This window comes from Sphingomonas sp. (genome assembly GCF_051962185.1).
Taxonomy (GTDB): domain Bacteria; phylum Pseudomonadota; class Alphaproteobacteria; order Sphingomonadales; family Sphingomonadaceae; genus Sphingomonas.
The window spans coordinates 1-11,734 of record NZ_JBQCCN010000212.1; the positions used below are offsets into that span (position 1 = coordinate 1).

The following is an 11,734-nucleotide window of genomic DNA, read 5'->3' on the forward strand; positions in this document are numbered from 1 at the left end:
AGCGGGGTGCGCAATTCGTGGCTCATGTTCGCCAGGAATTCGGACTTGTACTTGGACGTCAGCGCGAGCTGTTCGGCTTTCTCCTCGAGCGCGCGCCGCGCCATTTCGATCTCGAGATTCTTGGCCTCGACCTGGCGCTTCTCGTTCTCGAGCAGCTGCGCCTTTTCCTCCAGTTCCTCGTTGGTGTTGTGCAGTTCCTCCTGCTTGGTGGTCAGCTCGGTCTGGCGCGCCTGGAGTTCCTGGGTGAGCAATTGCGATTGCTTGAGCAGGCCCTCGGTACGCATCGTCGCGGCGATCGTGTTGAGCACGATGCCGACCGATTCCATCAGCTGGTCGAGGAAGTTCTGGTGGGTCTCGTTGAACTCGCTGAACGAGGCGAGCTCGATCACCGCCTTGACCTCGTCCTCGAACAGCGCCGGTAGGATGGTGACGTTGGCCGGCCGCGCCTCGCCCAGGCCGGAGCCGATCCGGATGAAGTCGGCGGGGACCTCTTCGAGCATGATCGGCCGCTTGTCGGCGGCCGACTGGCCGATCAGGCCCTCGCGGAGCTGGAACACCGGCTTCAGCGCGTCGCGGCTCTCGGCACCATAGCTTGCCGCCAGTTCCAACACGGTATCGTCGCCGTCGCGATTGGTGACGTAGAACACGCCATATTGCGCCCCGACCAGCGGCGCGAGCTCGGACATGATCAGGTTCGACACGGTCGACAGGTCGCGCTCGCCCTGCAGCATGCGGCTGAAGCGGGCGAGGTTGGTCTTGAGCCAGTCCTGCTCGGCGTTCTTGAGCGTCTGATCCTTCAGATTGCGGATCATCTCGTTGATATTGTCCTTGAGCGCCGCCATTTCGCCCGAAGCTTCGACCGCGATCGAGCGGGTGAGGTCGCCCTTGGTCACCGCGGTCGCCACGTCGGCGATCGAGCGCACCTGGTTGGTCAGGTTCGCCGCAAGCTGGTTGACGTTGTCGGTCAGGTCGCGCCACAGGCCGGCCGCGCCCGGCACGCGCGCCTGGCCGCCGAGCTTGCCTTCGATGCCGACCTCGCGCGCCATGTTGGTGACCTGGTCGGCGAAGGTCGCGAGCGTCTCGATCATGAGGTTGATCGTCTCGGCCAGGGTCGCGATCTCGCCCTTGGCGTCGAGCGTCAGCTTGCGCTTGAGGTTGCCCTGCGCCACCGCGGTCACGACGTCGGCGATGCCGCGCACCTGATTGGTCAGGTTGGTCGCCATCAGGTTGACGTTGTCGGTGAGGTCCTTCCACGTGCCGCCAACCCCCGGCACCTGCGCCTGGCCACCGAGCTTGCCCTCGGTGCCGACTTCGCGGGCCACGCGGGTCACTTCGCTAGCGAAGCCGTTGAGCTGGTCGACCATGACGTTGATCGTGTTCTTGAGCTCGAGGATCTCGCCCTTCACGTCGACCGTGATCTTCTTCGACAAGTCGCCGCGGGCCACCGCGGTCGTCACTTCGGCGATGTTGCGGACCTGGCCGGTCAGATTGTCGGCCATCAGGTTGACGTTGTCGGTCAGGTCCTTCCACGTGCCGGCGACGCCGCGCACGTTGGCCTGGCCGCCGAGCTTGCCCTCGGTGCCGACCTCGCGCGCCACACGGGTCACTTCCGAGGCGAAGCCGTTGAGCTGGTCGACCATGACGTTGATCGTGTTCTTGAGCTCGAGGATCTCGCCCTTCACGTCGACCGTGATCTTCTTCGACAAGTCGCCGCGCGCCACCGCGGTCGTCACCTCGGCGATGTTGCGGACCTGGCCGGTCAGATTGTCGGCCATCAGGTTGACGTTGTCGGTCAGGTCCTTCCACGTGCCGCCGACGCCCGGCACCTGCGCCTGGCCGCCGAGCTTGCCGTCCGAGCCCACTTCGCGCGCCACGCGCGTCACTTCGGAGGCGAAGGCGTTGAGCTGATCGACCATCGTGTTGATGGTGTTCTTGAGTTCGAGGATTTCGCCCTTCACGTCGACGGTGATCTTCTTGGACAGATCGCCCGAGGCCACCGCGGTCGTCACCTCGGCGATGTTGCGCACCTGACCGGTCAGGTTGGTCGCCATCGCGTTGACGTTGTCGGTCAGGTCCTTCCAAGTGCCGGCGACGCCTTCGACCTGCGCCTGGCCGCCGAGCTTGCCTTCCGAGCCGACCTCGCGCGCCACGCGCGTGACCTCGCTGGCGAAGCCGTTGAGTTGGTCGACCATGGTGTTGATCGTGTCCTTGAGGGCGAGGATTTCGCCCTTCACGTCGACGGTGATCTTCTTCGACAAGTCGCCCTTAGCGACCGCGGTCGTCACCTCGGCGATGTTACGCACCTGACCGGTCAGGTTGGCGGCCATCAGATTGACGTTGTCGGTGAGATCGGCCCAGGTGCCCGCGACGCCCGGCACCTGCGCCTGGCCGCCGAGCTTGCCCTCGGTGCCGACCTCGCGCGCCACGCGCGTCACTTCGGACGCAAAGCCGTTGAGCTGGTCGACCATGACGTTGATCGTGTCCTTGAGGGCGAGGATCTCCCCCTTCACGTCGACGGTGATCTTCTTCGACAAGTCGCCGCGGGCCACCGCGGTCGTCACTTCGGCGATGTTGCGGACCTGGCCGGTCAGATTGTCGGCCATCAGATTGACGTTGTCGGTCAGGTCTTTCCAGGTACCGGCGACGCCGGGCACCTGCGCCTGGCCACCGAGCTTGCCCTCGGTTCCGACTTCGCGGGCCACGCGGGTCACTTCCGAGGCGAAGCCGTTGAGCTGGTCGACCATGACGTTGATCGTGTTCTTGAGCTCGAGGATCTCGCCCTTCACGTCGACCGTGATCTTCTTGGACAGATCGCCCTTGGCAACCGCGGTCGTGACCTCTGCGATGTTGCGGACCTGGCCGGTCAGGTTGGCGGCCATCAGATTGACGTTGTCTGTCAGATCCTTCCACGTGCCGCCGATGCCGGGCACCTGCGCCTGGCCGCCGAGCTTGCCTTCGGTACCGACTTCGCGCGCCACGCGGGTCACTTCCGACGCGAAGGCGTTGAGCTGGTCGACCATGACGTTGATCGTGTTCTTGAGCTCGAGGATCTCGCCTTTCACCTCGACGGTGATCTTCTTCGAAAGATCGCCTGACGCCACCGCGGTCGTCACTTCGGCGATGTTGCGCACCTGACCGGTCAGGTTGGTCGCCATCGCGTTGACGTTGTCGGTCAGGTCCTTCCAGGTGCCGGCGACGCCCTTGACCTTGGCCTGGCCGCCCAATTTGCCCTCGGTACCCACTTCGCGCGCCACGCGCGTCACTTCCGACGCGAACGACGCGAGCTGCTCGACCATGGTGTTCACCACCTTGCCGATGCGCAGGAATTCGCCGCGCAGCGCACGCCCGTCGATCTCGACGCTCATCGCTTGCGACAGGTCGCCCTTGGCGACCGCGCCGATGACGCGCGCGACCTCCGCGGTCGGCTGCACCATGTCCTCGATCAGTTCGTTGAGCGCGCGCAGCTTGACTTCCCAGCCGCCGGTCGCGCCGCGGACATGGCCGCGCTGGTTGATCTTGCCTTCCTTGCCGACGACGCGCGACAGCCGCGCGAATTCGCTCGTCATCTGTTCTTCGAGGCCGACGACCTCGTTGAACAAGGTCGCTATCTCGCCATCGGTGCCCGAAAGGTCCTCCGGCAGGCGGACCGAGAAATCTCCGCGTCTTAGACTACGGAGCGCAGCGACGAGTTGCCGGCGATCCAGCGTTTCGGGGGATTGTTCTGCGTGCACCCATGGCTCCAGGCATCTCCCACCCCGCTTATCGTTGGCGGCCCCCCGGCCGCTTCTCTCAGCTATAACAAACATCTCCGCGTCCAAGCATAAAAAAAGCTTAACCTGGAGCAGGCCGCGGGATGGGGTTGCCTAAAGTATTTCAATGGTTAGGAAACGCGTGCCGGTGGGGGCCGACACAGGGAGCAAATCCGGGAAAATGCCCGCGCGGCACGATATCTCCGGTTTCATCCGTTCCACCTTCCGCTCGGTCTGGGCGCTCGAATTGCTGTGCTTCCTGCGCAAGGGCTCGGATCGCGAATGGCATCGCGGCGAGTTGGTGACCGCGCTGCGCGCCAGCGACCTGGTCGTCGACCAAAGCGTGGCGTCGCTGATCGCCGCGGGGCTGGTCGTGCAGACGTCCGAGGATGGGGTACGCTATCAGCCGGCCAACGAGGCGCTCGACGCTCTGGTACGTGACGCCGAAGCGCAATATGCCAGCAGCCCGGACAAGGTGCGCCGTCTGATCGTCAGTTCGGCGCACGGCGGGTTGACGGCGTTCGCGGATGCATTCCGGATGCGGAGGGACTGAGGCTTGGGGAATCTCGTTCCAGCGGTCGTCTACGTCCTGTGCTTCGTCACGAGCACGGCCTGCGCCTGGCTGCTCGGCAAGACCTGGCGGAAAACGCGCGCGCCGCTGCTGTTCTGGAGCGCGTTGTGCTTCGTGCTGCTCGCGGGCAACAATTTGTTCCTCATCCTGGACATGATCGTCTTTCCCGACATCGACTTCAGGCTGGTGCGGGCATTGTTCTCGTTCGGCGCGGTCATCGTGCTTCTCTACGGATTCATCTGGAGCCAGGGAGCGGAAGAGTGACGCTGCTGGATTTCATCTCGGGCGCCACCACCATGGGGTTCTGCCTGGCGGGGCTGTTCTTCCTGCGCTTTTGGCGCAACACCGACGAATTCCTGTTCCTGGCGTTCGCGCTCGCTTTTTCGCTGCTCGGTCTCGCCCATGCGCTGCTTACGTTCAGCGGTATGCCGGTCGAGGAGCGGAGCTGGATTTACCTCATCAGGCTGGCGGCGTTCCTGATCATCATCGGCGCGATCGCGAGAAAGAATCTCTCGTCGCGCTGACGCCCGTCGGGCGAACGCGATTCCGCTGCCGGTAGCGAAGCGGCGCCATGCCATTGGCGCGGCTAAACGCCCGACTGAAGGCGCTCGGCTGGGCAAAGCCGAGCACGTCCGCGATCTCGGCGAGGTTGAGCGACGATTGAGTCAGATATTTCCGCGCGAGGTCGTCGCGCACTTGTTCCCGCAGGATGCCGAACGCGGTGCCGTTGTCGTCGAGTCGGCGCTGCAAGGTCCGTACGCTGGCGCCGAGATAGGTCGACACCGCGTCGATCGAGCAATCGGCACCATAAGGAAGCAGCGCGCGGATCGCCGCCTCGACCCGCAGCGTGAGGGCATCGGGCTCGAACGCCAGCCGCTCACGCATCAGCCGCTGGAGGATGTGCCGCGTCGCCGCGCTGGCCTGGCCCACCGGCCGGGCGGCGGTGGCGTGGTCGATGCTCAAGGCGTTGCGGTCCTGGTGATAGGTCACGGTGGCGCCGAACATCGCCTCGTGGACGGTGGGGCCGACCGGCGGCGCATGACGGAACTGGACATCGGCCGGCACCCAGTCGGGAGCCGCGTACCGGCGAACGAAATTGGCGGCTAGCCCGATGCCGAGTTCCATGACCTGGCGATCGCGCTCGGCCTCGAACACATGGAGAGAATAGTCGAGGCGCAGGCCTCGCCCGGTGCGGTCGAGCGTGAGCATGAGGCCGCTCGAATGCAGTTGGAGTTGCTGGGCGAGGATGGCGAGCGCTTCGCCAACGCTGCCGGCCATCGTCATCATCGCGTAGATCGGCCCGAGAATGCTGAGATCCTGGCGTTGCGCGAGGAGCTGTCCGAAGTCCTCGCGGCCAGTCGATCGCGCCGCCAGTTCGAGGAAATCGATTCCCGCGTCCAGCGACACGGGCACGTCGAAATGCGCGAACAATTCGGCGGGCACGCCGGTCGCGCGACAGGCGGCGGCGACGTCGCCACCGAGTTCGGCCATCAGCCGGTCGGCACCGAAAAAGGAAATTCCGGGCACCAAGCCCCGCGCCATCTGCCGTTCGCCCTCGCTGATTGGCGCCGAAAGCTAAATAATCGGCATCGACAGTCAAGAATTTCGCTGCCGAGCGCTGCTAGCCTTGCGGAAACGCAGGAGATGCGAGCCATGATGGCATTCGAGGGTGTGGATACCGGAGCGATCGATTTCGAGGACGTGCCTTGGGTGCCGTATCTGCCTTACACGCCCGACGCGCACGTCAAGCTGGTCAAGGCCGATCCGGTGCGCGGCGAGACGATCACATTCCTCAAGGTGCCAGCCGGCATGGCCCTGCCCAAACATCATCATAGCGGGACGGTGATCGTCTATACGATCAAAGGCGCGTGGCGATATCTCGAGCATGACTGGGTGGCGACGCCCGGCAGCGTTGTATTCGAAACCGCGTCGAGCGCGCATACCGCGGTCGCGGTGGAAGGCCATGGCGACGAAATCGTCACCCTCAACATCACGGTCGGCGAATTGATCTATCTCGACGACAAGGACCAAGTGCTGGCGATCGAAAGCTGGCGGACGATGGTCGACCGTTACCTCGATTATTGCAGCGCGCAGGGTATAGAACCGCGCGACGTCACCAGTTTCGCGGCGTAACCGACGTGGCGCGCCGGCGATTTTACCGCGACGATACGGTCCATGATCGACACCCGGGGATCCTGCCGATGAAGAAGCTGTCCGCATTGTTCGCGATCATCGCCATGCTGTTCTCCAATGTCGCCGCGGCCGGTCCCGCGGTGAGCGAGGACGACGCCTACGCGATCGGAGTCGAGGCCTATACCTACGCCTATCCGCTGGTGCTGATGGAGATGACGCGTCGCGTGACGACCAACGTCGCGACGCCCGGCGCCAATCGCGCGCCGACCAACCGTTTCGCCAATATGCCGAGCTATCCCGACGCCGGCTTCCACGACGTCGTGCGACCCAATGCCGACACGCTCTATTCGAGCCTGTGGTACGACGTCGGCCGCGAACCGTTGATCCTGACGCTGCCGGATACCGCCGGGCGCTATCATGTGATTCCGATCATGGACATGTGGACCGACGTGTTCGCGACGCTCGGGTCTCGTACGACCGGGACCGGCGGCGGCATCTTCGCCCTGGTCGGGCCGCATTGGCAAGGCGCCTTGCCCAAGGGCGTCCGCCGCATCGTCAGCCCGACCGAGACCGGTTGGATCATCGGCCGCTTTCAGGCGAACGGCGCGGCTGATTATGGCAACGTCCACAAGCTGCAGGCGGGATTGCGCGCCGTTCCGCTGTCGGGCTGGGGCAGATCCTATGTTCCACCCCGCAATGCGGTCGATCCCGCCATCGATATGAAGACCGCACCGGTCGACCAGGTCGCCAGGCTCGACGCCGCCGCCTTCTTCGCGCTGTTCGCCGACCTGATGAAGCGCAACCCGCCGCACGCTGCCGACTATCCGATATTGCTGCGCATGGAGCGGATCGGACTGGTCCCGGGCAAGTCGTTCGATCTGGCCAAGGCCGATCCGGTGGTGCGCGACGCGCTGATCCGCGCCGCCGCAGATGGCTATAAGCGTATCGTCGATCGCCGCCGCACCTTCGGCATTCCGCGCAACGGCTGGATCAGCCCGGCGGGCATGATCGGCTCGTATGGCAACGACTATCTCATGCGCGCCTTCATCGGCTATGCGGGTCTCGGTGCGCTGCCGCCCGACGAGGCGATATATCCGTTCGGCTTGCTCGACGGGGATGGCAAGCTGTTCACCGGCGCGGCACGCTATGTCCTCCATTTCGACAAGGCGCAATTGCCGCCCGCGGCCGCCTTCTGGTCGCTAACCATGTATGGTCCCGATCAGTTTTTCGTCGCCAATCCGATCAATCGCTTTGCGATCGGCGATCGCGACAAGCTGATGTTCAACGCCGACGGCTCGCTCGACCTCTACATCCAGCATGACTCGCCGGGTGCGGACCGGGAAGCCAATTGGCTGCCCGCGCCGGCCGGTCCGTTCAGCATGAATTTGCGCCTGTACCTGCCGCGTCCCCAAGCGGTCGACGGGCGCTGGGTGCCGCCGGCGATCAAGCGGATTTCCTAGAGCGCCTCCCTGCCCGATCGGCTCTGGCCGATCGCTCCAGCGGCTGATAGCGGAGCGATCGGCGGCGCCGTCAATCGCGACACGGAAAGGTGCCCGGAAGAGGCGATGCGCGACGGCGACAGGCGGCCACGATTACCGCGCGGATCGTGATCGCTCGCGACAGTCGGCCGGCGTCAGTCCAGACCCTGACCCTGCGCCCCGTCGCGATCGTGCTGGCCGAGGAGCGGCGCGGCGAAAGGCTCCGGTCCCGGCGTGCGCGCGAATTTGATCGCACGGCTGACGCCACGATAATGGCCGAGTAGCGGATGCGCGATCCTCGTCACCATGTTTTCGGCCCGGACCTGGGGGTGTTCGAACATTTCTTCGATATGGCGCACCGCTGAACAGGGCACGGTTTCGCCGAACTGTTCTTCCCATTCCAGCGCGCTGCGGTCGGCGAGCGCTTCCCGCAACAGCGGGACGAGCTCGCCGGCATGCTCGGCGCGCTTGCGGACGCTGTCGTAGCGGGGGTCGTGCGCCAGGGACTGGAGCCCGGTCCGCTCGCATAGCGCGTTCCAGAAACGCGGCGTGTTGGCGGAGAGATATAAATAGCCGTCCTTGGTGGGATGCAGCCCGGTGATTCCGCCCGAGCGCATGTCGCGCGAGATATCGTGCGCCTCGCCTTCGGCCTGGATCATTCGCGCCGACTGCATCGTCAACGCGCTCCGGAGCAGAGAGATGCCGACATATTGCCCTTTGCCGCTGCGCTCGCGCTCGAACAGCGCCGAGGACACGCCGGCCGCGACCAGCGCTGCGGCGTAATAGTCGACCGGTGAGCCATAGGTGAGCTCCGGCACCGGCGGCTTGCCTTGCAATACGCACATCCCGGTCATCGCCTGGAGCACCTGGTCGTAACCCGCCTTGCCGCATAGCGGCCCTTCCTCGCCATAACCGGTGACCGCGCAATAGATCAGGCGCGGATTGATCGCTTCGAGCCTGGGATGGTCGATCCCCAGCCGCTCGGCGACGCCGGGGCGGAAATTGTGGACCAGCACGTCGGCCTGCACGACCAACGCCAGCAGCCGGCGGCGATCCGCCTCCTGCTTGAGGTCGAGGACGATACCGCGCTTGCTGCGATTGACCCCGAGAAACGCGCGATTCTCCCCTTCAAGCGTGGAGGGATAGGCACGCAGGTTGTCGCCCGCCGGCGGCTCGACCTTGATTACGTCGGCGCCCTGGTCGGCGAGCAGCGTGCAGCCGTAGGGCCCGGCGATATAGGCGCTCAAATCCAGCACGCCGATGCCCGAAAGCGGCCCGCGCGGCCCTTCGCGCGCGGGATTGTCGAACGCGGATGCGGGGGGCGGGGAGGTGGAGGCAATCGTCAAGATCAAGTTCCCGGTTGGGTATAGGGATAGGGGGCGAACAGCTCGCGCTGCCAGCGGCGCGGATCGTTCTCGACGCGGCTGGAGACGTCGAAGATCATCGTCGCGCGGCGGCGCTCATCATAAACGGGCCAGCGCGGCAGTCCCGGCGCATCGGGCGTGCCGGAGCGCGCGAAGGCGACGAACCGGCGCTGCATCGACCGCGCCAGCGCGTGCGTCCGGGGGCCGTTGCCGGTCCAGGCATACGGCGCGTCGAACGTGCCGAAGACGAGCCCGATGTCGATGCCGTGGAAGGCACCGCGGTCGGGATTGGTCGGCGACTGGAAATCGACCTGATAGACAAAGGCCGGGTGGCCGGCGCGCGCGCGGAGCTCGGCCTCGATCAGTTGCGGGCGCCAGCTGCGGCCATCGGTAGTCGCGGCGTAGAAGATGTCCGCGGGGGATGCCTCGGGCATGCGAGCGCGATACGCGCGGACAACGGCCTCTGGCGACAGGTCGACCGGCAGTTCTGCAGCGATCCGGTCGGGAAGGGCGTCCCAGCCCAATCCGCGCATCTCGGGCGAGGCGGGATCGGAGAAATCGCGCGTCTCGTCACGCGTCGCGCCGAGGATAAGGTCGATGCCGAGCCCATTCGGATGCGCGTCGGGCCAATAGGGGTGGCGCGCCAGCGCACGCCCGTCGAGTACCGGCCCGAAATAGATCGGGCCGTTCTCGATCGGATCACCCGCATCGAGCGCTTCGATCAATTTCTCGACGGGAAGATCGGGCAGGCGCCGTGGCGCGTCCTGGACGCCGAGTCGGGCGAGATAAGCCCGCGCGCGGCGCGTCGCGTGGAGCGGACCCGATACCGTCACCTGCTGTCCGCTCATCGTGATCGCGCGGCGGAACAGACCGCGCGCGGCGGGCATCGCCATCAGCGTCGCGATCTTGGCGCCGCCGCCCGATTGGCCGATCATGGTGACGCGCGCGGGATCGCCGCCGAACGCCGCGATATTGTCGCGCACCCATTGAAGCGCCAGGACGAGGTCGAGCTGGCCGGCGTTGCCGCTGTCCGGAAAAGCCGGATCGAGCCGGGCGAGATAGAGATAGCCGAGCGCGTTGAGGCGATGGTTGACCGTCACCACGACCACGTCGCCGGCGGCGGCGAGCGCGCGCCCATCGGTAATCGGATCGTTGGCGCTGCCATAAGAATAGCCGCCGCCATGGACCCAGACGAGCACCGGTAGTCGCGCATCAGCGGCCGGTGCCGGCGTCCAGACATTGAGGAACAGGCAATCCTCGGCCTGGGGGCGGCGCTTCCCGCGTTGCGGGCAGGCCGGACCGGGCTCGGTCGCGCGAATCGTCTCGCGTGTCGCGAGCGCGGCGACGGGCGTGCGGAAGCGCTCGGCCCGCCCGTAGCGGATTCCGCGGAACGCCGCGACGCCGGTCTGCCGCTCGCCGGTGAAGCTTCCTGCGCGGCAGGTCACCACAGGATCGCCGGCGGCACGCCCGACGCCCGCGGCGAGCAAGGCGGCGCTGCCCGCGATCATCGTGCGGCGGGTCGGAGAGGAGAAGGCGGGGTCGATCATGTGTCGCTCTCGGCAAGACCGAGCCAGGTCAGCCGCCATGCACCGTCCTGCCGCCCGCCCGCACGATACCAGGGCTCGAAGACGATCGGCGCGCGCCCTTCGGGCTCCAGCCGGATCGTCTCGCCCTCGGCGACCGCCACGGGCGTCCCGGCGAAGCGCACCGTTTCGCCGCGCTTGAAGCCGTCGACCAGCCGGGTCGCATAAGCGAGCGGTCCGCGCGTGACCGCGACGAAGTCGTAATGCATGACTTCTTGCGCGATCGGGATGTTGCCGGGGGCGAGCGATTCCTGGACGTTGCGCTGCACCGCGCGATGCACCGCGACCGGCATCGGCAAGTCGAGCGTGACGACATCGCCCGGCGCCCAGTCGCGCTCGATCCGCGCATAGCTGCCGGGGATTGCTTCGACCGCGTCCTCGCCGACGCGCAGCACCGGATGCTCGGCCCAGTCGGGAATGCGGACGTCGACTGCGAAACGCGCGGGCGCGGCGGGCGTGACCTCGATCGTGATCGGCCCCTCGAACGGATAGGCGCCCCGCTGGCGGAGGCGCACCGCGCCTGCCGCCGGCAAAATGATCTCCGCGTCGGATCGGCCGAGCAGGTTGACCGCGATCGCGCCGTCGGCGGTTACGCCATAGGTTATCGCCGGCAACTCTTCGAGCGCCATCGCTCCGCTCGACTTGCAGCAGCGCCAATAGGTGGTGTGCGTCCGCCGGCCGTTCGGAAAGGAATAATAGCACCAGTCCTCGCCGTCGGGCGCCTGCGCGCCGATCAGGTCGTTATAGGCGCTGCGTTCGATTTCCTGCGCGAAGGAGGCGTCGCCCAGAATTGTCAGCAATTCGCGATTGAGTTGAATCCAGGCCATGGTCGAGCAGGTCTCGACATAGGCTTCGG

At 65.9% G+C, this 11,734-nt stretch carries 10 protein-coding genes; 5 read left to right on the top strand and 5 right to left on the bottom strand.

The genetic code is table 11. The features are described from left to right. Positions 1–3,731, bottom strand: a 3,731-nt coding sequence (locus ACTHJR_RS13435) for a HAMP domain-containing protein (RefSeq protein ID WP_440523741.1), incomplete at its 3' end; no start/stop codon positions are given. 199 nt (positions 3,732–3,930) lie between these two features. Between ACTHJR_RS13435 and ACTHJR_RS13440 the strand changes: the two genes are divergently transcribed. The 3 genes from ACTHJR_RS13440 to ACTHJR_RS13450 are packed head-to-tail and all read left to right on the top strand — an operon-like array spanning position 3,931 to position 4,844. Continuing rightward, entirely contained in the window at positions 3,931–4,302 is a 372-nt protein-coding gene (locus ACTHJR_RS13440) for a hypothetical protein (RefSeq protein ID WP_440523742.1), read from the top strand. A gap of 3 nt (positions 4,303–4,305) precedes the next feature. Next, positions 4,306–4,584, top strand: coding sequence for a DUF5985 family protein (locus ACTHJR_RS13445; protein WP_440523743.1), 279 nt, complete (start codon positions 4,306–4,308; stop codon positions 4,582–4,584). Further along, on the top strand, positions 4,581–4,844 hold the full coding sequence (locus tag ACTHJR_RS13450) for a DUF5985 family protein (RefSeq protein WP_440523744.1): 264 nt from the start codon (positions 4,581–4,583) through the stop codon (positions 4,842–4,844). The genes ACTHJR_RS13445 and ACTHJR_RS13450 overlap by 4 nt, the downstream gene beginning before the upstream one ends. Here ACTHJR_RS13450 and ACTHJR_RS13455 read toward each other — a convergent pair. Further along, entirely contained in the window at positions 4,804–5,862 is a 1,059-nt protein-coding gene (locus tag ACTHJR_RS13455) for an AraC family transcriptional regulator (RefSeq protein WP_440523745.1), read from the bottom strand. The genes ACTHJR_RS13450 and ACTHJR_RS13455 overlap by 41 nt on opposite strands. Before the next feature lie 111 nt (positions 5,863–5,973). Between ACTHJR_RS13455 and ACTHJR_RS13460 the strand changes: the two genes are divergently transcribed. Together ACTHJR_RS13460 and ACTHJR_RS13465 are read left to right on the top strand one after the other, a co-directional pair. Beyond that, the gene (locus tag ACTHJR_RS13460) at positions 5,974–6,453 is read left to right on the top strand and encodes a 2,4'-dihydroxyacetophenone dioxygenase family protein (protein WP_440523746.1); all 480 of its coding nucleotides are present in this window, start codon (positions 5,974–5,976) and stop codon (positions 6,451–6,453) included. Positions 6,454–6,521: 68 nt separating this feature from the next. Next, on the top strand, positions 6,522–7,913 hold the full coding sequence (locus ACTHJR_RS13465; RefSeq protein WP_440523747.1) for a DUF1254 domain-containing protein: 1,392 nt from the start codon (positions 6,522–6,524) through the stop codon (positions 7,911–7,913). A gap of 173 nt (positions 7,914–8,086) precedes the next feature. On the opposite strand, the gene ACTHJR_RS13470 is transcribed toward ACTHJR_RS13465, so the two are convergent. From ACTHJR_RS13470 to ACTHJR_RS13480, 3 genes are all read right to left on the bottom strand, one after another. After that, a complete protein-coding gene (locus ACTHJR_RS13470) occupies positions 8,087–9,277 on the bottom strand; it encodes a CaiB/BaiF CoA transferase family protein (RefSeq protein ID WP_440523748.1) in 1,191 nt (396 codons plus the stop codon). A 2-nt stretch (positions 9,278–9,279) separates the two neighbouring features. Then, on the bottom strand, positions 9,280–10,842 hold the full coding sequence (locus ACTHJR_RS13475; protein ID WP_440523749.1) for a carboxylesterase/lipase family protein: 1,563 nt from the start codon (positions 10,840–10,842) through the stop codon (positions 9,280–9,282). Beyond that, a partial coding sequence (locus tag ACTHJR_RS13480; RefSeq protein ID WP_440523750.1) for a beta-L-arabinofuranosidase domain-containing protein occupies positions 10,839–11,734 on the bottom strand: 896 nt, incomplete at its 5' end. The genes ACTHJR_RS13475 and ACTHJR_RS13480, both read right to left, overlap by 4 nt.

Bases quoted from the DNA above. Each gene is read 5' to 3' on its own strand.
- ACTHJR_RS13440 (WP_440523742.1), top strand. From the start codon at position 3,931: ATGCCCGCGCGGCACGATATCTCCGGTTTCATCCGTTCCACCTTCCGC.
- ACTHJR_RS13455 (WP_440523745.1), bottom strand. From the start codon at position 5,862: ATGGCGCGGGGCTTGGTGCCCGGAATTTCCTTTTTCGGTGCCGACCGG.
- ACTHJR_RS13460 (WP_440523746.1), top strand. From the start codon at position 5,974: ATGATGGCATTCGAGGGTGTGGATACCGGAGCGATCGATTTCGAGGAC.
- ACTHJR_RS13465 (WP_440523747.1), top strand. From the start codon at position 6,522: ATGAAGAAGCTGTCCGCATTGTTCGCGATCATCGCCATGCTGTTCTCC.
- ACTHJR_RS13475 (WP_440523749.1), bottom strand. From the start codon at position 10,842: ATGATCGACCCCGCCTTCTCCTCTCCGACCCGCCGCACGATGATCGCG.